General features: G+C 48.7%; 17 protein-coding genes. 4 read left to right on the forward strand and 13 right to left on the reverse strand.

Going from position 1 to position 24024, the window contains the following annotated elements:
• Positions 1-216: 216 nt before the first annotated feature.
• Complete coding sequence (locus AC506A_RS31120) at positions 217-1407, reverse strand: PP2C family protein-serine/threonine phosphatase (protein ID WP_495464837.1); 1191 nt, start codon at positions 1405-1407, stop codon at positions 217-219.
• Positions 1408-1562: 155 nt separating this feature from the next.
• Here AC506A_RS31120 and AC506A_RS31125 point away from each other — a divergent pair, with 155 nt between their 5' ends.
• Positions 1563-2348: a lipase family protein gene (locus AC506A_RS31125; protein WP_495464838.1), complete on the forward strand. Its 786-nt coding sequence runs from the start codon at positions 1563-1565 to the stop codon at positions 2346-2348.
• A gap of 41 nt (positions 2349-2389) precedes the next feature.
• Here AC506A_RS31125 and AC506A_RS31130 read toward each other — a convergent pair whose 3' ends face one another.
• The 5 genes from AC506A_RS31130 to AC506A_RS31150 all read right to left on the reverse strand — a co-directional run bounded on the left by AC506A_RS31130 (position 2390) and on the right by AC506A_RS31150 (position 5577).
• On the reverse strand, positions 2390-2743 hold the full coding sequence (locus AC506A_RS31130) for an MmcQ/YjbR family DNA-binding protein (protein WP_495464839.1): 354 nt from the start codon (positions 2741-2743) through the stop codon (positions 2390-2392).
• An 18-nt stretch (positions 2744-2761) separates the two neighbouring features.
• Positions 2762-3226 (reverse strand): MEKHLA domain-containing protein, encoded by a 465-nt coding sequence (locus AC506A_RS31135; protein ID WP_495464840.1) that lies wholly within the window; start codon positions 3224-3226, stop codon positions 2762-2764.
• A gap of 89 nt (positions 3227-3315) precedes the next feature.
• The gene (locus tag AC506A_RS31140; protein ID WP_495464841.1) at positions 3316-3528 is read right to left on the reverse strand and encodes a hypothetical protein; all 213 of its coding nucleotides are present in this window, start codon (positions 3526-3528) and stop codon (positions 3316-3318) included.
• Between the two features lie 108 nt (positions 3529-3636).
• On the reverse strand, positions 3637-3813 hold the full coding sequence (locus AC506A_RS31145; RefSeq protein WP_495464842.1) for a hypothetical protein: 177 nt from the start codon (positions 3811-3813) through the stop codon (positions 3637-3639).
• Positions 3814-3948: 135 nt separating this feature from the next.
• Entirely contained in the window at positions 3949-5577 is a 1629-nt protein-coding gene (locus AC506A_RS31150; RefSeq protein WP_495464843.1) for a glycoside hydrolase family 26 protein, read from the reverse strand.
• A gap of 258 nt (positions 5578-5835) precedes the next feature.
• Here AC506A_RS31150 and AC506A_RS31155 point away from each other — a divergent pair, with 258 nt between their 5' ends.
• The gene (locus AC506A_RS31155) at positions 5836-6819 is read left to right on the forward strand and encodes a D-alanyl-D-alanine carboxypeptidase family protein (RefSeq protein WP_495464844.1); all 984 of its coding nucleotides are present in this window, start codon (positions 5836-5838) and stop codon (positions 6817-6819) included.
• A 75-nt stretch (positions 6820-6894) separates the two neighbouring features.
• Here AC506A_RS31155 and AC506A_RS31160 read toward each other — a convergent pair whose 3' ends face one another.
• A complete protein-coding gene (locus AC506A_RS31160; RefSeq protein ID WP_495464845.1) occupies positions 6895-7812 on the reverse strand; it encodes a nucleoside hydrolase in 918 nt (305 codons plus the stop codon).
• Positions 7813-7988: 176 nt separating this feature from the next.
• On the opposite strand from AC506A_RS31160, the gene AC506A_RS31165 reads away from it, so the two are divergent.
• Complete coding sequence (locus AC506A_RS31165) at positions 7989-8750, forward strand: helix-turn-helix transcriptional regulator (RefSeq protein ID WP_495464846.1); 762 nt, start codon at positions 7989-7991, stop codon at positions 8748-8750.
• Positions 8751-8777: 27 nt separating this feature from the next.
• Here AC506A_RS31165 and AC506A_RS31170 read toward each other — a convergent pair whose 3' ends face one another.
• The 5 genes from AC506A_RS31170 to hisJ all read right to left on the reverse strand — a co-directional run bounded on the left by AC506A_RS31170 (position 8778) and on the right by hisJ (position 12850).
• Positions 8778-9116 carry a DUF1904 family protein gene (locus AC506A_RS31170; RefSeq protein WP_495464847.1) on the reverse strand — a complete coding sequence of 113 codons (339 nt, stop codon included), beginning with the start codon at positions 9114-9116 and terminating at the stop codon, positions 8778-8780.
• Between the two features lie 14 nt (positions 9117-9130).
• Positions 9131-9688 (reverse strand): SLOG family protein, encoded by a 558-nt coding sequence (locus AC506A_RS31175; RefSeq protein WP_495464848.1) that lies wholly within the window; start codon positions 9686-9688, stop codon positions 9131-9133.
• A 430-nt stretch (positions 9689-10118) separates the two neighbouring features.
• On the reverse strand, positions 10119-11066 hold the full coding sequence (locus AC506A_RS31180) for a metallophosphoesterase family protein (protein WP_495464849.1): 948 nt from the start codon (positions 11064-11066) through the stop codon (positions 10119-10121).
• Between the two features lie 8 nt (positions 11067-11074).
• Complete coding sequence (locus AC506A_RS31185) at positions 11075-11815, reverse strand: MgtC/SapB family protein (protein ID WP_495464850.1); 741 nt, start codon at positions 11813-11815, stop codon at positions 11075-11077.
• Between the two features lie 204 nt (positions 11816-12019).
• Positions 12020-12850, reverse strand: a complete 831-nt coding sequence (hisJ, locus tag AC506A_RS31190; RefSeq protein ID WP_495464851.1) for a histidinol-phosphatase HisJ — start codon at positions 12848-12850, stop codon at positions 12020-12022.
• 231 nt (positions 12851-13081) lie between these two features.
• Here hisJ and AC506A_RS31195 point away from each other — a divergent pair, with 231 nt between their 5' ends.
• Entirely contained in the window at positions 13082-14899 is a 1818-nt protein-coding gene (locus tag AC506A_RS31195) for an APC family permease (protein WP_495464852.1), read from the forward strand.
• A 741-nt stretch (positions 14900-15640) separates the two neighbouring features.
• Here AC506A_RS31195 and AC506A_RS31200 read toward each other — a convergent pair.
• Entirely contained in the window at positions 15641-24013 is an 8373-nt protein-coding gene (locus AC506A_RS31200) for a fibronectin type III domain-containing protein (protein WP_495464853.1), read from the reverse strand.
• Positions 24014-24024 lie beyond the last annotated feature (11 nt).

Raw genomic sequence — 24024 nt, forward strand, 5'->3', positions numbered from 1 at the left:
GTTTGGGGTTTGGGGTTTGGGGTTTGGGGTTTGGGGTTTGGGGTTTGGGGTTTGGGGTTTGGGGTTTGGGGTTTGGGGTTTGGGGTTTGGGGTTTGGGGTTTGGGGTTTGGGGTTTGGAGTCCAGGGCTTGGAGGTCGCGGTCCAGGGTTAGCGTTGGCAGCAACCCACGCAAAGTCCAAACAAAAAAGAGCCCCCGCCAACTAGGGGCTCCCTCACTACTTCAAATCCACGACGACCAAGCAGCGGTCGTCGGATTGCAGTTCCTCCGTCTGCTCGCGCGAGAAGAGTGCTTCTTCGAGCGCCTGCAGCGGAGCATGCGTGCCGTAAGGCTGCAGCAGCTCGGTGAGGCTGGCCTCTCGGTCTTCCACGTAGTCGCTGCCGACGAGGTCGTAAATGCCGTCGGTTAGCAGCACGATACGGTCGCCGGGTCCGATGGCGAGCGAGTGCTTCTCGATCGCCATTTCGCCAAACATGCCAATGGCGACGCCGCCTTGGGCGAACCGTTCGATGCTGCCATCGCTTCGAATGAGCATGCCCGGCGGATGTCCGGCATTCACATACTCGAGCGTGCCTGCACCTAGATCGACGACCATATACAGCCCCGTAAAATAATACTGGATGAGCTGATCCGCAAATTGCAGCTGCAGCGATCGCCGGTTCAGCTCCTTGATGACGCGCTTTGGCCCAGACTGCTTGGTCATCGCTTCCTTGAGCACCGATGCGATAAACATGCACGCCAGCGAGGACGATATGCCATGGCCCATCGCATCAATAACAGCTACGCCGTAGCGGTTCTCATCGATACGATGCCACGCGTACAAATCGCCGGATAGCTCCTCGGACGGGCGGAATATCGCATCGATCGCAATACGCTCGTCATCCACCGGCTGCGGAAGCGCCGCAAGCTGAACCTCGCGCGCAAGCTGCAGCTCCTCCCTCATCCGCCGATCCCGCTCTTTATGCCAATCCTTCTGCTCCTTCAGTCGCAAGGCAACTCGTATCCGAGCAAGAAGCTCGATCCGATTGATAGGCTTCGTCACGTAATCAATCGCCCCGGCATCCAGCGACTCAGCCAGCTTCTTCGAATCGCCGATCGCCGTCACCATAATGATGGGAATATCCCTCAATCGCGGCGACTCTTGAATCATCGCACAGGCCGTAATCCCATCCACGCCGGGCATCATCATATCGAGCAAAATCAAATCAATGTCATGATCGTCATCGCCCGGCGCTTCCTCCGGCTCACGCCCCTGCCTGTTTAAGCCAAGCAATCGAAACAATTCGCTGCCAGAGGCAGCCTGCAAAACATTCGTATACCCCGCACGCTTCAAAATCTCTCTGACAACCGTAATATTCATCGGATTGTCGTCCACTACTGCAATTCGCATCTTCAATTTCCTAGGCATTTCTGATCTCCTTATCGTTGTCCTTCACCGGTACGACGTTATGTACTTCGTTACCCCCGCAGATCATGCTTTGAATCTGGAACATGTAGGACAGCTGCCTAAATCACATTGGCCCATAGCCTCATACACTGGTAGCAAGGAGAGTGGGTGCAGAAATGACCAATGGCAGTGCGATGGATATTCGAACGGCCATCTTTTTGGCTGCAGTTTGTGGGCAAACTTATGTGCAGTACAATAACGGCGGATTGTTCCTTGTGCCTGATTCCTACCGGCTGGTCGGATCATTCAATGCCGCTTCCTATACCGGAAAAGAAGAGCCCTTCGGCTTCGTTATCGAGTCAGATCGAGGGATCATATTAGCTTTTCGCGGCACAAGTTCACCAACGGACTGGGTCATGGATATGATCGCCCAGCAAATTCCGTTCAAGCCCGTCAAGAATGGCGGCAATACGCACAAAGGCTTTACCGAAGTCTACATGTCCGCTCGGGATCAGATCTTCCGCTTGCTGGATCAAGTGCCGAGAGAGAAGCCGCTTTTTATAACCGGACATAGTCTTGGCGGAGCTCTGGCGACACTTGCTTCACTGGATATTGCGGTAAACCGCATGCCTGCCGCCCTGATCACCTATACATTCGGATCGCCGCGTACGGGAGATCCCGTCTTCGTTCGCGCCTATAATGCAGCCGTACCCATCACGTTCCGGGTGCAAAATGAATTCGACGTCGTACCCCACCTGCCGCCGCTTGTCTATCAGTCCCCTAAGACGGATAAAACGTACTATTACTTGCACGTGAAGGAAGAGGTCAAACGGAACTTCCGGATGGGCTCTGTCGGAGGCAATCATGTGATCAGCAGCTATTTTGCCGATTTGGCGCGGGAAGCTCCTGCTTTTACAATGGCAATTTGTTCAGCACCACCGGGCTGGTGCCCTCAGAAATGAGGACACCAGCTGGCGGATACTTATTCACTTCAGCGAACATCCTAGCCCTTAGAGCCAGCCAGCTCCGCAATACGGCCCCGCTCCGCCTTGGTCATCCCTTTAAGCACAAGCTCGTAAGAGTGCTTAATCATATCTTGCAGCTCATCCATCGGAATCGACCCGTCGAGCGCGATGGAGTTCCAATGCTTCTTGTTCAAATGATAACCAGGCGTAATCGCATCATACTGCTGCCTCAGATTCTCAGCGATGATGGGATCGCATTTCAAGGAGATGCCGCTTTCCGTGAGGAGCGCGAACATTTTGCCGCCTGCCTTCATCACCAATGGTTCCGGCCCAAACGGATAATCCTTCTCCGCCCCAGCCATGGACAAGCAATAGGTAGTTAACTCTTCCATTCGCTAATCTTCCCCTCTTCACACGAAAGTATAGGTTGCAAATGCCGCCGCTTGTCCATAATACGCACCGGCTTCATCGTACAAGTTCCATACGATAGCCTGCTCAATTCGGAAACGTCGGCCGCTGCTGGAAATTCGGATACCGCTGTAATCGTCGATATAGCCTTTCCCCGCTACAGCTTCCAGAAATCGCTGCCGTTCCTCTTGGATCATCGGTTCCGCAGTATGCTTCGACCGGGTCCGTGTAAAAGCATCCCAATCCATTTCCCATAACGCCAAAGCCTTGCGGTTGCCGTAATTGAGCACCGGGTCCTGCTGTGTGCCATGTGAAAGCACAACAAGATCTGCATGAAATAATGCTTCTGCTGCCGACTCCTGCTCTCCCTGTGAAAGCAAAGACTTGCCCAGCAGTCGATTGTAGCTATTCAAAATAATGGCGGCATGGCGCTCCCCCGCGCCGATACCGCTCAGTTGCTGCAGCATGACATGTTCTCCCTTCCACCTAATCTTCGACTACAACCAATTTAAAAAAACTGAAGGTGAAATTCACCTTCAGTTCTTCGATTCCGCTGCTATACGCCCATTTTCTTGCGCTGATTGTTTACTTTTTTGTGGTTTTGGCTTTTCATCGTTTGTTGGTTGCCGCCTGGACCATGCTTTTGTTTGTTGTTCAAATTCGCCTGTTCTTGTTTCTTCTGGGCCAGCTTTTGCTTCATCGCTTCGGCAAGGGAAATTTTCTTCGGCTCTTGCTCCTGCGCTTCCGGCGTCGTTTGGTTTTCTTCCATTTCAGATCACCTCGTCTGTTTGTACTAGTTGTATTGTAGCTTTTTTTTCGTTCGCTTTCCAGTGTGCACGGCATCAATTTTCACATCTTTGCCATTATATCCCGGATTCTACTCCCGCAGCGCATCCTTCAGCTTCGTGGACATGTTGTCCGCATTTCCCGCACGCAGCATTCCGCGAAGCTTCGCAACCTCTTGCTGCAGACGGAGCTTGTCTCCGCGCAGCTGCTCAATCTCGGCTTGTGCCTGCGCGAGTTGTTCTTGCAATGAAGAAATCGGCTCGTTCATCGCCGGCTTCCCCCTCCCTCTAATCGCATCCCTTATCCCTATTGTAACGCTGACCAGCCTCAATGTAAAAAAGCTCCGATAAAACAGCACTCTGTTAACGCCCGCCAAGTGCTGCTCCTATCGGAACTTTAGTTGTTATTTAACCGTAACTGCAACCTTCTGCGTCGTAACGAGGACGTTCTTGCTGTCGAACGCTTTCACGACGACTTCAATCTTCTTCCCTTTGTAAGGTGCAAAATCAATCTGTGCCGTCCAAGGCAGCGAAGTTACCGTTGCAACCGTCTTGCCGCCGATCTGATAGATCACTTTGCTGAGTGTTGGCGACCATGTTTTCACATAAGCCGAAATCTTCTGCGTCGATGCCGGTACCGGCGAAGCGGTATTCATCGGCTTGTAAGCGACAGTTGACTCATCGCCAAGTCCGCTCAGATAGAATGGATTTGCGATGGACTGCTTATAGCCATCGAGAAGCTTCTGATTAGCCGAAAGCATATAATATTTTATCCGAGCGGAAGCATCATGGTTGCTGTCAAACCAGAATACCCCTTTCACCTTCGGATACAGCATAGGCAGTGAAGCGTAAAATTCTTTCATTTTGTAAACGGCCCAGTCCGTCTTATCTTGTTTCTTCTCCGGATACATGTACGCTACGCCGCCTTCAGAAATAAAAATAGGCTTCCGAGACGCGTATTGTTTGTAAATATAATCGAATTTCTCCAAATGGCTCGAACGATCTTCCCCTTGCTTCAGCGGGTCAAGAGTTGGGTTAAAGATCGTATACAAGCTGACGCCAACCCAGTCTACCGCATCGTCACCCGGGTAATAGTCGTTAATGTTATACTCCGGCGAACGGTCAGGCGCCCAAACCATCGCAACATTATCCGGTGCTTCCTCATGAAAAACCTTCGCAACAATACGGAATTTATCGATATAGTTCTTCGGATTCTCTTCATGCCAAGGAACCCAGTCCCCATTCATCTCATTGGCGAAACGAAGGAACACATTAACGCCGGATGCTGCAATGTCGCGGGCAAGCTGGCGCAAATATTCGTCGTCTTGAACCTCGCCAAGCCCTTTGAGCGGCTGTATGCCAAGCTGCAGGGCAACACCAGCCTCACGAGCATGATCGATATGGCTCTTAATACTTGAAAGCGGCTTCCCATATGTAAAATAGATCAAATAGGCAGCATGATCCTTTCCAGTAAGCGCCGGGAACCCCTCGGTGTAGAAAGGTTTTGCCGTCTTCGAATTGTGCACGGCCGGGTCAAGCTCCGCGTATGCGCCGATATAAGCACCATTCTTCGGTTCAAAAATCGCACCGTGCGTATTCGCCGAACCCACAGCAGAAGCTGTAGTCTCCACGAACAGTCGTGCAGAGCTGCGAAGCTGATCGGCCTTACGTTTGGCAGCGATGCTCATCTGAGTCATATTCGCTTTGCCGGTATACTCCGCTTCCTTATCCCAGTTCATAACGGCATCGTCATATTTCTTGAGTTTGGCATAATCGTCGCCGATGCGGCGGTACATGCCGGCTGCATTACCATACTCTTTCTTCTTCAGAAACTCAGGCGCGATTTGATTGTATTTCGCAATGGCCTCCGCATATTTCCCCTGCTGATCGAGCTTCTGCGCTTGTTTGAATATCCCCCATACATCCATCGCCTGTACCTCATAGGTATGGATTGTCGTGAAAGCAACAATAATCGTAATTAATGCCACAATCATTTTACGGCCAAACGATACGTAATTCTTGTGAGTCACCATGATTCCTCCGTGTGCTAGTAGTAGAAGTAGAAGTTACAGCGACATTTTACAACATATGGGATGGATTGGAAAGACAAAGTTTTACAAAATGTGACAACACCTACTCTCATGCAACATGTCGCGACATTCATTCGTCAATTCTACTATAGGCTGCAAGACATGCTTATGCTTGGAATCAGTGACCAGTTGTAAATGATATTCTAGCGTCTATAATTATCTTTATATGGGTTGGCGCTTTATTCATAGGAGGAACCGCAATTGAAAACGAATATCCGTATGTCCTATCTCATAATCATAAGTGCCGTTATTCTAACGGCTCAAACTTCATGCACCAACAACTTATTCGGTAGCAAATCGACAGCAAATTCGGGTAGCAATGAACAAAACGCCGACAACTCAGGAGTTGCAGGTCATGATGCAGCAACAAGCCCGATTAAGACGAGTACCGGCACGAATGGCACGTCTGGAACAGCTTCCGGAACCGGCAAACCCGATTCAAAGGGCGATACATCGGGCTCAGCTGGCTCAGGTACTTCTGATCCCAGTAAACCTAGCGTCGATACATCCGCCAACGCCCAAACGAGCAGCAATCAATCTGCGTTCATAGCGTTTATGCGCGAGAATTCACCGTCCCGCACCATTAAGAAGAAAGACGGCGTTGCATATGTAACAAACACGGACAGTCCGCTTGTTCTCGTCAACAAGAAGCGTGAGCTCGAATCCACTTACGTACCGAAGGATCTTGTCAAAGCTAACGTCGAATTCTCCTTCTCCGGCAGCAATCCGAAGCAGCAATTGCGTCAAATCGCGGCAGCTGCACTTGAGAAGCTCTTCGCAGGTGCGAAGAAAGACAAGATTATGTTAAAAGCCGTTTCCGGCTATCGCTCGTATGCGTCTCAGCGTTCCATCTTCAACAACTACGCGAAGAAGAATGGCGAGGAAGAAGCCAATACATTCAGTGCGCATCCCGGACAAAGCGAGCATCAAACCGGACTTGCGATGGATGTGTCCAGCGCGAGTGTAAGCTACGATCTCGATAAAAGCTTCGGCGATACAAAGGAAGGCAAATGGTTGAAGGAGCATGCAGCGGATTATGGATTCATCATTCGCTACGAGCTGGGCAAAGAACACGAAACCGGGTACATGTTCGAGCCGTGGCATATCCGCTACGTAGGCGTATTTATCGCACAGGAAATCAAGAAGAAAGGCGAAACGCTGGAAGCCTACATGGCACAGTTCTAATACAACGCAACGAGAAACAAGCCCTTCCCAGCGATGCTGGGAGGGCTTGTTGCGTTATCGTTAGTTTGAGCTGAGCTATTCGCCGAGCTTCTGGAACAAATCCTTAAATACGGAATCACGGTGCGCATAGTGGGCACACCGAATGAAATGGCGTGAATGATCGACGCTCCAACGGAAGTCCTCTGACAGCAGCGGACTGTGTACAAGCGTCGTTGGTATCCAGCTTGGATCGTTTAGATAAGCAATTGTCGAGATATCCCAGATCACACGGGAATAGCCGAAGTGATTCTTGCTGCAATCCCGATAGGTTTCGTACAAGTATTGGCCAATCGGCCCTTTGTCACGGACATAATCTTCGACCTCGGACAAGGTTGTCGCCAGATGGGAGGCTACCCCCGCACAAGGAATCAGAACAAGCGGAACGCCGCTATTAAGTACAGTACGGGAGGCATGCAGGTCTTGGGCTAAGTTGAATTCCGTTGTATCGTGCCAATGCAGCGCATGGCCGCCGAGCCAGACGACAACGATTTTCTCAATAATACGCGGCTCCATCAGAAGGGCAGAAGCTACATTCGTGATGGCTCCGATCGCAACTACATACAGAGGATCGTCTTCGCTTGATGCCATTGCCCGCTCCACCAGATTTCGTGCAGCAGCGCTCTCTTGCGGAACTCCGGCTTCTGCCAGGTAACCTTCCGAGCCGCGGTAGATCGGAATATCGGTCATTTCCGGCATGATCGAGCGGATCTTGTGAAGCTCATCGTAGCTTTTCTCCATCCCGTCCTTCGGACCATCTGATAGATCATTGAAGAATGGAGCGGCATAGAAAGCTTCCACCGTCACACTCTCTGGTGATTTCAGTGCGTAGATGACGGCAAATTGATCGTCGATTTCGTTATATGTATCCGTGTCCAATACCATTCGAACCTTGCGCTGTGGATGTTCTAAACGCTGCAGAAGCTTCGCTTGAGGCAATTTTGGAAATTCGACCATGTCCCTTGTCATCCTCCTTGAATATATCCTGTATTCCTTTTATGATGTGGTTATGAATTCAGGATTTTTCTCGCTTACTACGCTTATTCTACAACGAATACCGCATATGAAGATTATAGGATATGGCTGTTTGTTTGCATGATTTGGCTAGGATAACAGGAGGGGGAGCAGGCGGGATGCTGGCACAAATGGATTTTCTGTTTCAAGCTACGCGGCACGCGCATTCGTATATGCCGATGCATGAGCATACCTGCTATGAGCTGGTCTATTATCAAACGGGGAAAGGCATTACGCGCTTCAACGATACGGTCTATACCTACACGCCCGGCACGTACACGATCATTGCGGCGGGAACGCTGCATGACGAGCGTCGTACGCAGGATACGGATGTAATTTTTGTCGGCTTTCGGCTGCCTCGGAGGGAGCTGCTGCTCAAGGAAGGGCTCTATAAAGATGATTCCTCTTCCCCGATCTTGCCGCTTCTATTGAAGATGATTGAGGAAATGCAGGAGCAACGAGCGTATTATGCGGACCAGTTGAATTATCACATCAGCTCTATCGTTATCGCGCATCAGCGAGCTGCGGATATCGGCACATCGGGAGGTTCGGTTGATCATCTCCTGTATGCGCGCACCTTTATCGACGAGAACTGCAACCAGAAGATTACGATTGAGGAATTAGCCGAAATGGTCGGTTACAGCTACCATCACTTCCGGCATTTGTTTAAGAATAAGTTCGGTGTATCGCCTATTTCCTATTTACTCCGTAAGCGCATTCAGAAAGCCGAGCATCTGCTCCTGCATTCAGCGCTTCCCGTCACTTCGATTGCGATGGAGTGCGGGTTCTCGAATGATGCGCAATTCTGTACGCTGTTCAAACGGGAGAAGGGCGAGTCGCCTCGCGCCTTCAGACAAAGTCGGACAATTGTAAAAGCTTAGAAGCCGACAATTGCTTGCCTGTACACGCTATTCCGGCGTCGCACAGGGACGACCGTTAATGTAATAAGCGGTTTCTTGATATACCTTGAATGCGACCTCAACCTCAGCAATGCCGGACTGATTCAGATGCCTGGTTACGGCGCGGGCAAGCTCATCTTGAATGACTTGTCCTCTGTCGAACCACGCAATTTCTACAAAAGGATAAGTCGGCACCTTATCGCCTCCGAAGACCGAAACCATCTGCAATGCGTCAATCGTGAAATTATCGGTGCCGCACTGACAAATGCCGGCCATCTCTTCTACCAAAGCCTTGCTCACTTCCACTAAAATAGACGTTTCAACGCCTCGTACGCTTAATTGGGGCATAAGTAATCCTCGCTTTACTCATATTCATGCAGCTGCTCTTCTTCTGCAATGCTTTGCAAATCGTAGCCGGATATCGTAATGATCCGGTAGTCCGGCGTAATCTCGGCATGCTGCTTGGCCAGCTCCAGCAAATAACGCGGCGAACCATCTTGTTCCTCATCATAGATGAGAATGAGTCCTTCGGAGTTATCGAGCAGGAACCGATCTCTCGCTTTGAACTGCCAAGGTCCATCATATTTCTGCTTGGATATGGCACTCACATAATCCGCACCAGCGAGAATCTCGCTGTACGTCGTTTTCTTCTGCTCATTCCAGTTCTCTTCCTGCTCCAGAAAAGGGGTAATAACCGCGAGTCGCAAGCTCTCGTAGCTGGCTTTCAGCTCGATGGTCACTTCCGCTGCCCACAGCTCCACGCCCCAGCCGCCGCTCACAATCACCCATTCCAATCCATCCTCCACAAGAGCGGTGATCTGCTTCTTGAGCGCCTTCTTGATAATGGCGATGCCGGGATGCTTGGCCGAGAAAATGCCGAGTTCTGTTGCTCTATAGCCTGAAATCAGTACCTGCTTCATCGCGGTTTGCTCCTTGTTTGCTCTTCCAGATAAGGGTAGCATACGAGTGACGAAATTTCACTAACTGTCGCGACCTATTGGACAAGTTCGAAGCCCGCTCAACCAATACCATTTCGAGTTTGAAATTCTAACGAATCCCACAGGTCTTATTTAAGCAAAAAGACCAAGTTTGAAAATCCAACGAATCCTACAGGTCTTATTTCGTATAAAAAGGCTCCATTTCGCTCCATTTGTCATAAATAACGTCCCCACGATTCGTTAGAATAATTAGGGGGTATCTTCGCGTAAATAAGGCTTCCACGATTCGTTAGCGCAAATACGAGGGCAACAAACATCCGCCCGGCCGCCTGGGCTAGCTCGTCCCCCAATGTTGAGCATAAAAAGCTGTCTCAACCGTGCACCCGATGCACGTTCGAGACAGCTTTCACTACTACTCCATCCCTTTCGGGTAATGCGGCTGAGGCTCTCGAATAACGGTCCCATCATCCAGCTGGATCTCGGTTGTGAATTCCCGCGCTTCCTTGTGCAGCTTTATGACGCGTGCGCCGCGGGGGAAGTTTTCCCGGCCATAAGTCTGATAGCCGCTGGCCCTGCCATAACATAGGCTGATGCCATGCAGTTCACCCCGGTAATCATTGACATGATCATGGCCGCAAAAGGTTCCCACGACATCGCCCCTCTCCACCATCGCACTGAACAACCCCGAATTGATAGGCGCGCATGCGACACCTTCGAACTTGCTGCCGTAGCACAGCTCTTTGCTCCATACCTCCTCGTATTCCGGCAGTGGAATATGGAAGAAAGCGAGAGAAGACAGCGGCTGACCATCGTTTGCTGCCTTTAGCGCTGCGGACTGCGCCGTGTACCAATCGATCTGGTCACGGCCAATCCAGGCATAACCTTCGACATTCGGAAGCTCTGAATAGCTCCCGCTATCGAGCAGATAGAGCGCATGATACGGCTTGCCGCTGTCGGCTTCTTTAATAAGCAACGCGAAATTCCCCGTACCCGTCAGCTCCTGCGGACCCGCTTCGCTCACACAATACTCGTGCTCCAGCTGTACGTCCATCAACTCTTCTCGTGTTATCCCATGCTCGGTGTCATGATTACCGAACACAGCTGCCCAGGGGATGCCGCGGACATCGACCTCACGCACGGCCTCGCGGAAAGACTGCTTCGGATCTGTGCAGTTGTCGCTGTAAATCACATCACCTGTAAAGATGACTAAGTCTGGAGAAGTTTTCTCAAGCACCCGCTCCATCAGCAATCGAGTCAGGATGTCCCCTGGCTCCCCATTTTGCCAGTGAAGATCCGTAAATTGCACAATGGTAAAAGTACCGTCCTCGCGGTAATGCAGTTCTTTCCCCAACTTATTCATCCCCCATCTTAGAGCGATTCTCCTCCGGCTTCAATCCCGATAACGCCTTCAATGGAAGCAAGCGAAACGATCACTTCCTCGAACCGCTTCTTATAATTAAGCTTCACTTGCATGCGGACAATCAGCATTTCGCCGGAATCGCCTTGCGCGGCTTCTTCGTTCTCGACGATGATTTTGCTAATTTGGATACCGAAGTGGTGAAGCTCAGTGACAACTTTGTTCAGACTGGAGGAATCTTTATTTATTTTCATAACCAGATCCTGCTTGCGCTTGGTTCGCGAGAATTTCTTCTCGAACTTGTTCAAGAAAAACAAGCTGACCACAACAAGCAATGTAAGTACCGCAGATCCATAATAGAAGCCTGCGCCTACCGTAAGTCCAATCGCAGCAACCACCCACAGGGAGGCAGCCGTAGTAAGTCCTGAAACCGTGATACCCGTTCGCAGAATCGTCCCTGCACCGAGAAAACCAATCCCGCTAATCACCTGCGCCGCTAACCGGGCCGGGTCGAGACGGACATTGGGGTCTGCCGCAAACTCTGCAAAACCATACATGGATAACAACACGATCGCTGCCGATCCCAAACAAACGAGAATATGTGTCCTAAATCCTGCCGAATGTCCGCCGAGCTCGCGTTCCACTCCAATTAACCCGCCCAGAATGAGCGCGAGCACTAATCGAATCGTCAGCTCCAAATAACTGATTTGCCAGATGCTAGGGTCGTACACTTGTGCCGCTGTTTCTCCCATGCGCGTCAATCCTTCTTTATTTGTGGTATGAAAAAGCACAGACCTCTATTGTCAGATCGCGAAGTATCCTGCTTCTTCATGATTGAATTTTGGTAAAGGTTAAGCGTGAATCACGTCGCATTGCTCCTTTCCTTATCTATACGCAAGACGGCAGCGAATGCCTACTGATAGGCAGAAAAACTTTTGACATATAGCCAGAAACCGCTAGCTGCTTGCAAACTGCGATTCGAACCAATCCCAGCCGGAACCGACATGCTCAGGACGATGCGAGTCCGAGCCATACACCAATTCAATCCCTTTCGTTCTGCACGCCTGCAAGAACCACTCCGGCACGTAAGGCTTGCCGCAGCTTGGAACGCGCAGCCCTGCCGTATTGACATCGATACCGACATTCCCTTGCTGCAGTAATGGGAGGATGGCCGTCAATCGGCTCCGAATTTGCGCTTCATCGATCGGCGGGAGTTTGAGTGCGAATTTCTCAATCAAATTAATATGACCGATCCGTTTACGCATCGGAAGCTTACTGGCGAAAGCAATGGCAGCTTCCACGTGGTTATAATATTCGTCAACAACCTTCTCCATCGTGCCGTAGTAACTTAATAGGTTCGCCGTGAAATCGTCAGCCGTGAAATCGACACAGTACATTCCTTCTTTACCCGGCAAATAATGAACTGAATAAACGACATCTTCCAATTGCTGCTGATATTGCTCTACAATCGCTTCCGTAAACGGTAACGCGCCTTGCAAATAATCCAGCTCGAGGCCGACGGCGATTTCGATTTTTCCTTCATATTGCTGCTTGATCGACTTCGCATAAGCCATATAGAGCGGGAGCTCCTCGCTTGGCATCGCAAGCTCGTACATCAGCTTCGCATCCTGCACCCAGCCTGCCGGAAGCGGCGGATGCTCGCTGATTGTATATCGTGTAAAACCAAGCTCAATGGCACGGTCCACATAGTGTTCCGATGGTGCATCGCTGCCATGATAGCAAAACTTTGTATGCGTATGTCCATCCCATTTCATTACGTTTGACATGCTGCTCTCCCATCTCCTCTAACCGCATAATGACTGCCCGAATGGCAATATGTACCTACTCAGTATATCATCTTGAAGAATGCCTTCAATAAGCATCGACGCACGCAAAACTGCTTCTTCCAACAAGCGGCATTTCTGTTATAATGAATTCTGTTCATTTAGGTTAATCTAAAATAGAAATCCTTGTAAATTTTTCACTCCATGCACCATGCAAAGAAGAGAGGAACATGTATGATCAGCCGATTCAAACGACTTCTCATCGGGCGGCCGATGAAAAGCGCAGAGCTCGAAGGTGAGAAGCTCAGTAAGCTAAAAGCGCTCGCCGTACTGTCCTCCGACGCCTTGTCGTCGGTCGCGTACGGAACGGAACAGATTTTGCTCGTACTTATGGCTGCCGGTTTTGCCGCAGTATGGTATTCCATTCCGATATCCATTGCCGTGCTCGGTCTATTATTAATATTAATCATTTCGTATCGTCAAACGATCTTCGCTTATCCAAAGGGCGGCGGCGCTTATATCGTAGCCAAAGATAACTTAGGCGTTTCAACAGGACTGCTTGCAGGAGGATCGCTACTTGTCGACTACATACTAACCGTAGCCGTTAGCTCATCGGCAGGGACCGATGCGATTACATCCGCATTTCCTTCGCTGCATGATCACCGGGTACTGATCGCCTTAATTATGATCGTTTTTCTAACGGTTATGAATTTGCGCGGGATCGGGGAATCCGCTTCCGTACTCGCGTATCCCGTCTATCTATTCGTCGGCGCTATCTTCGTACTGATCATAGCAGGTGTCGTAAAAGTCATCGTGAACGGCGTCCATACCGATGTGCCGGAGATCGGCGCTGCGGTGTCCAACATCAGTTTATTCATGTTACTGAAGGCATTCAGCTCCGGCTGTTCGGCGCTCACCGGCGTCGAGGCCGTATCCAACGCGATTCCGAACTTCAAGAAGCCGGCTGAGCGCAATGCCGCGACAACGCTCATTATGATGGGGACCATTCTCGGTGCGATGTTCATCGGCATCAGCTTGCTCGCTTATTGGTATGGCATCGTGCCTAGCGCTACGGAAACCGTCGTTTCCCAAATCGCTAATGCGACATTCGGGCGCGGCGTTCTCTATTATGCGATCCAAGGGATTACCGCATTAATTCTGTTCCTTGCTGCCAATACGGCCTACTCTGCCTTTCCATTGCTCGCATTCATGCTGGCGAAGGATAAGTATATGCCCCATGCGTTTATGGTGCGCGGAGACCGGCTCGGTTTCTCGAACGGCATTATTTTTCTAGGCGTATTCTCGGCGCTCTTAGTTGTCCTGTTCCACGGAGACACCGAGAATCTAATTCCACTGTATGCGGTGGGGGTATTTATTCCTTTCACGCTCTCGCAGCTGGGGATGATGGTGCGCTGGGTGAAGCTTAAACCGGCGAACTGGGGCGTTGGACTGACCGTTAATACGATCGGTATGCTGACTACGCTCATCATTACGCTCATCTTTATTTTCACGAAGTTCAGCCAGATCTGGATGGTCTTCATCTTCTTGCCGATCGTTATCTTAGGGTTTAACAAGATCAACCGCCACTATATGAACACCGCGGATGAGCTTCGGATTAACATTGATAAAGAAAAGCCTGCGATTAAGGGCAGCACGATTGTCGTTCCTGTCGCCGGCATCACGAAAGTCGTTCTGCAATCCATCAGCTATGCTAAATCGCTGACGGATAATGTGGTTGCCGTCTATGTCGGTTTCGATGAGGAAGAGATCGAGCGGCTCGAGAAGAAATGGGAGGAATGGAATCCCGGCGTGAGACTGATCGTCCTGCGATCGAGCTACCGCAGCATTATTCGCCCGCTCGTCCGCTTCATCGAGACGGTTGAGTGGAAGACGCAGGAGACGGATCACATTACCGTGCTGATTCCGCAGTTCATCACGAAGCACTGGTGGCATAACATTCTGCACAACCAGTCCAGTCTGCTGCTTCGCGCGTATCTGTTCACGCAGAAAGACGTTGTTATTGCGACTGTGCCTTACCGGCTGCACCGTTAAGGAATGCTTTTTCTAACAGGACGCAGCATACTTGTTACGTCCCCAGAAGCTGTCCCAAACTAATACGGCATTGATGGTCATGTTAGTTGGGACAGCCTCATTTCTTTGTCTTTTCCACATTTGGGAACTTGCATGATTCCGTCCCGCACCGTTCTCACTTGGACAGTCAATGTGAACGATTTGATTTTGCAGCTGAGATTGTCGCGCTAGATTGCTTCTAAATTTACTACTCCGATTTGCAAGACCCTCCAAAGCCCTAAATGAGCGGAGCCTGGGCTGCCGCTATTTTATTCAGCAATAATGTAAAGCATAGGAAACCCCTGTTATCTTCACCATCACGCACGATATGCCATGCCAGAAAGTCGTTCGTTCTATAGCCTGGCGCCACCTCTTACGTAAGCAATTTATCCGTTAACGCATCGAGTAGCTTCTGTGTCGATTGCGATTCACTGCGGTACTCTCTTATAAAATCTTGTACGTGACTAAACTTCATCGTCGTCTGCTTCCATCCATTTTGATTATGTCCGCTATTCTCATCATTGCCGTATTACGCTATTTGACGCTTTTCTTCAAAAAATGACCTGAAATCTCTAGCAGACATGATAACAAGAAAAATCGCCCTTCAAACTAGGCCAATAAGGCAAAGTTAGAGGGCGATTGCACAACTTCTGCATCACTATTTCTTGTTCATGAATTGTTCCTAGAAAAACGTAACTTCTTTGGAAACGTTTTTCATATGAATCAAAAATTAATTTGTACAGGTGATCTAGCTTGTACTGTGGTTCCATTACCGAGTTGTCCAAATAAATTAGATCCCCATGTAACATAAGTGCCATCACCTTTAATAGCTGAACTATTATCTCCACCACATGAAATCCATTGTACGGCAGGTAATGAGGTGATTTGCACAGGTATCAGTCGAGTTGTGCTCGTACCGTCCCCCACTTGACCCGCATTGCTTTGCCCCCATACCCATATCGTTCCATCACTTTTTAATGCGATAGAATGAGTATTTCCTCCATCAATGCTTGTAACACCGATAATAGGAACCTGTACGGGAGTGGTTTGGTTTGTCGTATTTCCAATACCTAACTCACCAGCAATATTACCACCCCAAGCCCATACTGTCCCATCAGATTTTATTGCAAATGAATGATACGAGCCGGCAGCGATCGATGTAATGCCATTCAAACCGCTAACCCGTACTGGTGTGGTTTGATTTGTCGTCGTTCCAATACCTAGCTGACCGTGCACATTACCATTACTCCCCCCCCATGCCCAAACTGTCCCATCGCTTTTCAAAGCCAAGTAATGGTTTACTCCTAATGCAATTGCAATTACTCCACTCAATCCACTTATTTTAGCCGGGGTTGAAGAATAACCGCCCCACGTCCATACAGTCCCATCGTTTTTCAATGCAAGTGAAGTAAAGGTAGATGCGGCTATCGCGGTGATTCCACTTATGCCATTTACTTGTAGGGGAATCAACAGTGTTGTGGTTGTCCCGTTTCCGATTTGACCGACTGAATTGCCTCCCCATGCCCACACTGTTCCGTCACTTTTAAGAGCCAGACTGTGATTGTCGCCGCCAGCAATGTCAATGACACCAGTTAGTCCACTTACAATAGCAGGAGTTAAACGATTTGTTGTAGTGTTATCTCCTAATTGCCCACTACTATTATTGCCCCACGCCCAAAGAGTTCCATCACTTTTAAGAGCCAAAGTATGATAACTCCCACTTACCATCTTTTGGCCGAATGCATCTGTCGTTACATTTATTACGCCATTTGCTGCGGAAACATTCCCCGTCGAATCTTTGGCCTTCACCATAAAACTATAGGATGTATTTGGCATTAAACCCGTCACGGTATAGCTCGTACTTGTTGTGGTCGTTACCAACACGGCTCCTTTATACACTTCATAGCCGGTTACTCCTATGTTATCCGTTGATGCTGTCCATGACAGGGTTACCGTAGTACCGGTCTTACTTGGGCTGGCGAGTGTCGGTACGCTCGGAGCCGTGTTATCTTCAATTGCGTTTGTCGTTACATTCACTGTGCCACTTGCCGCGGACACATTCCCTGCCGCATCTTTCGCCTTCACCGTAAAGCTGTAGGCAGTACTTGGCGTTAGGCTCGTCACGGTGTAGTTCGTGCCTGTTGTGGTCATTACCAACTCGGTTCCTTTATACACTTCATAACCAATTACACCGATGTTATCCGTTGATACTATCCATGTCAGAGTTACTGCAGTATTGGTCTTACTTGCGCTGGTCAATCCTGTCGGTACGCTCGGGGCCGTCGTATCTGCATTTGTCGTTACATTCACTGCAACGCTTGCTGCAGACACATTCCCCGCCGCATCTTTCGCCTTCACCGTAAAGATATAAGGAGTACTTGGCGTTAGGTACCGCACGACGCAGGTCGTGCCATTGGTGGTCAATTTATACACGCCATCTATATACACTTCATACCAAGTTACGCCTACGTCATCCGTTGATGCTGACCATGAAAGGGTTACTGTGGTATCGGTCCTACTTGGGCTGGTGAGTGTCGGTACGCTCGGAGCCGTCGTATCTGCGGTTGTCGTTACATTCAGTGCTCCGCTTGCTGCAGACACATTCCCCGCCGCATCTTTCGCTTTCACCGTAAAGATATAAGGAGTACTTGGCGTTAGGTCCGTCACGTAATAGCTCGTGCTTGTTGTAGTCGTTAACAATACGGCTCCTTTATACACTTCATAGCCGGTTACACCGATGTTATCCGTTGATGCTGTCCATGACAGGCTTACTGTAGTATTGGTCGTAGTTGAGCTGGTCAATCCTGTCGGTACGCTCGGAGCCGTCGTATCTGCGGTTGTCGTTACATTCACTGCACCGCTTGCTGCGGACAAATTCCCCGCCGCATCTTTCGCCTTCACCGTAAAGCTATAGGCAGTACCTAGCGTTAAGCCTGTCACGGTGTAGCTGAAGCCTGTTGTGAATATTCGATACACGCCATCTACATAAACTTCATAGCCAGTTACGCCGATGTTATCCGTTGATGTTGTCCATGACAGGTCTACTGTTGTATTGGTCTTTCTTGGGCTGGTCAATCCTGTCGGTACGCTCGGTGCAATTGTATCTGCACTTGTCGTGACGTTCAGCGCACTACTTGCTACCGATACATTCCCTGCTGCGTCACTTGCCTTCACTGTAAACGAATATGTCGTATTGACCGTTAGTCCTGTTACTGTATAACTGGCCGTTGTCACCGTCGCTAACTTGGTGCTGCCTCTGTACACCTCGTATCCTGTGACACCTACGTTATCTGTCGCTGCTGTCCAACTCAGGTTGATAGTTGTCATTGTCTTGCTCGGGCTCGTCAATCCCGTCGGTACGCTTGGCGCTGTGCTATCTGCGTTTGTCGTTACATTCGCAGCCGTGCTTGCACCAGACACATTTCCCGCCGTATCTTTTGCCTTTATCGTAAAGCTATACGCGGTGCTCGGCGTAAGTCCCGTCACGGTTGCGCTTGCTGTCGTTACCGACTTCACCAGCGCCGCACCTTGGTACACATCATAGCTCGCTACCGCTACATTGTCTGTCGACGCTGTCCACGTTAAATTAACCGTCGTGTCCGTTTTACTCGGACTCGCTACTCCCGTGGGCACGCTTGGCGCTGTCGTATCCGCTGCTGTCGTTACATTGAGCGCACTGCTCGCTGCCGACGCATTTCCTGCAGCATCCTTCGCTTTAACTGTAAAGGCATACGCTGTGTTTGGCGTCAAACCCGTTACGCTTGCGCTTGCTGTCGCTACGGACTTTACCAGTACGGCACCTTGATACACGTCATAGCCCGTTACCATTACATTGTCTGTCGACGCTGTCCACGTTAAATTAACCGTCGTGTCCGTTTTACTCGGACTCGCTACTCCCGTAGGCACGCTTGGCGCTGTCGTATCCGCTGCTGTCGTTACATTGAGCACACTGCTCGCTGCCGACGCATTTCCTGCAGCATCCTTCGCTTTGACTGTAAAGGCATACGCTGTGTTTGGCGTCAACCCTGTTACCGTTGCGCTTGCTGTCGTTACCGACTTCACCAGCGCCGCACCTTGGTACACATCATAGCTCGTTACCGCTACATTGTCTGTCGACGCTGTCCACGTTAAATTAACCGTCGTGTCCGTTTTGCCCGGACTTGCTAACCCCGCCGGCACACTTGGTGCCGTCGTATCTGCTGCCGTCGTTACGTTCAACGCGCTGCTTGCTGCCGACGCATTTCCGGCTGCATCTTTTGCTTTAACTGTAAAGGCATACGCTGTGTTTGGCGTCAACCCTGTTACCGTTGCGCTTGCTGTCGCTACGGACTTTACCAGTACCGCACCTTGGTACACATCATAGCTCGTTACCGCTACATTGTCTGTCGACGCTGTCCACGTTAAATTAACCGTCGTGTCCGTTTTACTCGGACTCGCTACTCCCGTAGGCACGCTTGGCGCTGTCGTATCCGCTGCTGTCGTTACATTGAGCGCACTGCTCGCTGCCGACGCATTTCCTGCAGCATCCTTCGCTTTAACTGTAAAGGCATACGCTGTGTTTGGCGTCAAACCCGTTACGCTTGCGCTTGCTGTCGCTACGGACTTTACCAGTACGGCACCTTGATACACGTCATAGCCCGTTACCATTACATTGTCTGTCGACGCTGTCCACGTTAAGTTAACCGTCGTGTCTGTTTTACTTGGACTTGCTAGACCCGTTGGCGCACTCGGAGCCGTCGTATCTGCTGCGGTTGTTACATTCAACGCGCTGCTCGCTGCTGACGCATTTCCGGCTGCATCCTTCGCTTTGACCGTAAACGTATACGCTGTACTTGGCGTCAGACCCGTTACGGTCGCGCTTGCTGTCGCTACCGTCTTCACCAGTACCGCACCTTGGTACACGTCATAGCTCGTTACCGCTACATTATCTGTCGATACTGTCCACGTTAAGTTAACAGTAGTGTCCGTTTTGCTCGGACTTGCTAGACCTGTTGGCACACTCGGTGCCGTCGCATCCGCTGCCGTTGTTACATTCAACGCGCCGCTCGCTGCCGACGTATTTCCGGCCGCATCCTTAGCTTTGACGGTGAAGCTATATGCTGTACTTGGCGTCAACCCCGTTATTGTTGAGCTTGCTGTCGCTACCGTCTTCACCAGTACCGCACCTTGGTACACATCATAGCTCGTTACCGCTACATTATCTGTCGACGCTGTCCACGTTAAGTTAACCGTCGTGTCTGTTTTACTTGGACTTGCTAGACCCGTTGGCGCACTCGGAGCCGTCGTATCTGCTGCGGTTGTTACATTCAACGCGCTGCTCGCTGCTGATGCATTTCCGGCTGCATCCTTCGCTTTGACCGTAAACGTATACGCTGTACTTGGCGTCAGACCCGTTACGATCGCGCTTGCTGTCGCTACCGTCTTCACCAGTACCGCACCTTGGTACACGTCATAGCCCGTTACCGTTACATTGTCTGTCGACGCTGTCCACGTTAAGTTAACAGTCATATCGGTTTTGCTCGGACTTGCTAGACCTGTTGGCACACTTGGCGCCGTCGTATCTGCTGCGGTTGTTACATTCAACGCGCTGCTCGCTATCGACGTATTTCCTGCCGCATCCTTCGCTTTAACGGTGAAGGCATACGGTGTGTTTGGCGTTAGACCCGTTACAAAATAACTAGTTGTAGCAATTGTATCTACCAATGTTGATCCTTTGTACACATCATAGCCCGTGATACCCACCTCATCTGTCGCCGGTATCCATGATAATGCAACTGATGAGTCCGTTTTAGTTCCAGCAACCAAATTTGTCGGTGCTGCTGGAGCTATTTTATCGATTTTAACAATTGCTATTGTTACCGTACTTTGATTTCCTACTTTATCAATAGTTCGTGAATAAATATTGTTCATTCCGTTTTGTGAAATTGTTACTGGATTATAGTATTGCGCCCATAAACCGTTATCGCCAATTTTATACTCCGTTTTTTCCACGCCACTATCAGCATCAGTTCCTGGGATAATGGTCATTACTACATTCCCATTAGTCCATGCAGTATTACTTAACTGAATGTTAGGTGCGCTTGGTGCTGTGCTATCTCCCGCTGAGTAAGTCATAGCGGGGACCTCGCTACTAATTGCTGAATTATTTGCCGCATCATAGGCCGTTACCTTGTAGTTATAAGTAGAACCGCTGTTCAATCCAACATCCGTGAAATATAACTGATTTGTGTCTCCGATTTGTATACCATTTCGATAAACCCTATACCCTTTTACTCCATTATCGTCGGATGATGAATACCAATTTAAAATAATAGAACTCTCCGACATAGTCGCCGCTTGAAGTATCGGTATGCTTGGAGGTGAAGTATCGACAACACCAGCAACACTTAATACATAATCACCTTGTCCAATAGATGAAAAATGTTTGACTTCGATATAATAGGTTTGGCCTGCCGTAAGATAGGTATAAATTTTAAAATTTCGATTTACTGAGCTGCTATCATCATGAGTGGTTAAAGGTTGCATTTGGCTGTTATAGAGAGTGCCGAGTGTATCGATAGACGAAGCAGTTTGAAAATTATAATAACCGCTTGTCTGTGCAATAAATCTAAAGGTGTCACTATCGCCAGCATAGTTAATTTTACCGCTCTTTGAGCTGGTTAAATTTTCTGTGCTGTAATAATCATCAGTCTGGTTGGACACTTTTATGGAATACGCTCCGGAAGAACGTGTCAATTCACTATATACTGCTAATAAATAGGTTTGACCAGCATCAAGCTCATAGCTAAAACCTATATTCCGATTAAATTCATCTTTATCGTAACTTTCCTCGAGCAATGTCTCTTCCGAATCATATAACTCGGCAAAAATGTCTGTTGCTCCTGTACTTTCGAAATAATAGGTTCCAGACGCACTAGGAGTAAACCTATAATAATCATCGTCAGTATTGTATCGAATATCCGCATTTTTTGCAGTGTTCAGAACAAGAGCCAGTGGCTTATAGTAACTATCTACTGGCAGGGCAGCAGCAGTAGAATAATTACTTGCTCCCACGGAATTTACTGAAGCTATACCAATAGTATAAGGACGATCTACTTCTAAAAGCCCAAAAACTTTCGAAGTTGTAGGCCCGACGTCTGGTAATACAGTATCGTAATCAATACCATCCAATTGGATTTTATAGGACGTAGCATCCTGCTCATTATTCCATTTTATCTCTAATTTGCTTGGATCTTGGACATCATTCGTCACCTTCAATCCTTCAGGTGACTCCGGAACACTCGTCTTAACTTTCGTAGTGTAGTACGTGCTTGTTCCGCCAGAGTTAGAAGCTGCAACGCTTAAAGAGTACTCTGAATTTGGACTTAATCCAGTAAATGTATAAGAGGTTTTACCAGATGGATTGGAGCTAACAGGACTGGCATCCACCCCATTTTTTCTCAACTTGTACTCTGTTGCATTTTGCACATTACTCCAACTGATCGTAGCTTTATATTTATCTAAATAATCTACATTTACTGCAGTTATGCTAGGCGGTACGCTGACTGTGGGGCTTTTTACAGTAAAATATGCTTTGTCGGCAGGAATAGTAGTATTGTAGTAGAACTTAACAGAATATACGCCTATCATTGAATTTGTTTCAGAAGTCCATTCATACTCTTTTTTCTCTTTTGCTTTTACATTCAACCAAGGATCCGAATCGTCTATTTTTTCGCCAGTCGGATCAAATAGACCTACTGTAATTGAAGGTTTAGCCGAATCTACTGTTAAACCAATCGTAACTGATTGGCCAGCTTCTATTGTTTGTCTGTCACCGTGAATCGTTGAATTTATAGATACTTCTCCTTCTAGCGATGCACCCGGGTCAGGCGGGGTAATATAATCTTCTTTAAAGGGAATTGGCTTGATAAATTGATCCGTAAAACCGAGAGCCTTTGCACCGTTGACCAATCCGAATCCGTATTCAAGCTGCTCGCCTAATGGGGTTGCTGTAGAAATCAGCGCATTCTTAACGTCTGTTGTACTCCATTCAGGATGGGCTGATAGCAGAAGTGCAGCCACTCCAGAAACATGAGGTACCGCCATAGACGTCCCAGATTTCATTGCATAATCGTTGGTATTCGTAGTACTATAAATCGTTTGTCCAGGTGCAACCAAATCTAGTCCGGCACCTGTACTTGAAAAATTGCTCCGATAATAATAAGAATCGACTGCCCCTATACTTAACACTTCTGGGAATAACGCAGGATATACTTCCGTTTCCTCGCCATAACCTTTGTTGCCAGCAGATGAGACAATTAATAGGCCTTGATTTGACGCATTAATGATTGCATCATGTAATAATTGATTATATTCGGTTCCTCCGAAACTGATAGATATAATGTCTATCTGATTCTCAATCGCCCATTCAATACCTTCTATAACTTGGCTATAATAACCCACACCGGCAGTATCTAGCACCTTTACTGCATAGATTTGGGCTTCGGGCGCTACTCCGACAATTCCGTACCCATTATATTGAGCGTTAATAATCCCTGCTACGTGAGTGCCATGTCCATTGTCATCCGTATAATCAAGGGTATCATGAACGATGTTCGTTCCACCGGAAATTACGAGGTCGTCATGGATCGATGCTCCAGTATCCAAAATTGCAACTTTAATGCCCTCTCCTTTGATCTGATTAGCGTGGGCGATGTCGGCTCCAACCGCATGAGCCCCCCAAGACGTTGATTGGTTTGCGGGAGTTGGGACCGAACCATCCGTAGTCACCAGCACTTCGGAAAGACTTACTTTTGAATCCACTTCTATTCTTACAACATCCGGGTCTGATTGGAGTTCCACAAGCTCTTCGCTAGTTAAAGATACCGCAACTCCCTTTGACTTTTTAAATTGTTTATGCTTCTTGTTTTTATACTTCTTGTCTTTCTTAAGCTTTTCTTTTACATCAACATTGGAGTTATAGGTTACTAAATATTTTGTTTCCTCTGTGGCTCCATTATTTTGATGGTTCTCTTTGGCATAAACATTCATATTAAAGTTCATTAAGAGCATGCATATTACAGTTAGCATACATAAGAATCTTACAGTGTTTTTCACACAAACTTCCC

The organism is Paenibacillus sp. N22P23, assembly GCF_059383735.1.

What these genes read in the sequence shown, in the direction of transcription:
- AC506A_RS31175 (WP_495464848.1), bottom strand. Translation starts at nt 9,688, where the DNA reads ATGAAGCAGGTACTGATTTCAGGCTATAGAGCAACAGAACTCGGCATT.
- AC506A_RS31120 (WP_495464837.1), bottom strand. Translation starts at nt 1,407, where the DNA reads ATGCCTAGGAAATTGAAGATGCGAATTGCAGTAGTGGACGACAATCCG.
- AC506A_RS31165 (WP_495464846.1), top strand. Translation starts at nt 7,989, where the DNA reads ATGCTGGCACAAATGGATTTTCTGTTTCAAGCTACGCGGCACGCGCAT.
- AC506A_RS31150 (WP_495464843.1), bottom strand. Translation starts at nt 5,577, where the DNA reads ATGGTGACTCACAAGAATTACGTATCGTTTGGCCGTAAAATGATTGTG.
- AC506A_RS31170 (WP_495464847.1), bottom strand. Translation starts at nt 9,116, where the DNA reads ATGCCCCAATTAAGCGTACGAGGCGTTGAAACGTCTATTTTAGTGGAA.
- AC506A_RS31185 (WP_495464850.1), bottom strand. Translation starts at nt 11,815, where the DNA reads ATGGGAGAAACAGCGGCACAAGTGTACGACCCTAGCATCTGGCAAATC.
- AC506A_RS31145 (WP_495464842.1), bottom strand. Translation starts at nt 3,813, where the DNA reads ATGAACGAGCCGATTTCTTCATTGCAAGAACAACTCGCGCAGGCACAA.
- AC506A_RS31140 (WP_495464841.1), bottom strand. Translation starts at nt 3,528, where the DNA reads ATGGAAGAAAACCAAACGACGCCGGAAGCGCAGGAGCAAGAGCCGAAG.
- AC506A_RS31130 (WP_495464839.1), bottom strand. Translation starts at nt 2,743, where the DNA reads ATGGAAGAGTTAACTACCTATTGCTTGTCCATGGCTGGGGCGGAGAAG.
- hisJ (WP_495464851.1), bottom strand. Translation starts at nt 12,850, where the DNA reads ATGTCAAACGTAATGAAATGGGATGGACATACGCATACAAAGTTTTGC.
- AC506A_RS31135 (WP_495464840.1), bottom strand. Translation starts at nt 3,226, where the DNA reads ATGCTGCAGCAACTGAGCGGTATCGGCGCGGGGGAGCGCCATGCCGCC.
- AC506A_RS31180 (WP_495464849.1), bottom strand. Translation starts at nt 11,066, where the DNA reads ATGAATAAGTTGGGGAAAGAACTGCATTACCGCGAGGACGGTACTTTT.
- AC506A_RS31125 (WP_495464838.1), top strand. Translation starts at nt 1,563, where the DNA reads ATGACCAATGGCAGTGCGATGGATATTCGAACGGCCATCTTTTTGGCT.
- AC506A_RS31160 (WP_495464845.1), bottom strand. Translation starts at nt 7,812, where the DNA reads ATGGTCGAATTTCCAAAATTGCCTCAAGCGAAGCTTCTGCAGCGTTTA.
- AC506A_RS31195 (WP_495464852.1), top strand. Translation starts at nt 13,082, where the DNA reads ATGATCAGCCGATTCAAACGACTTCTCATCGGGCGGCCGATGAAAAGC.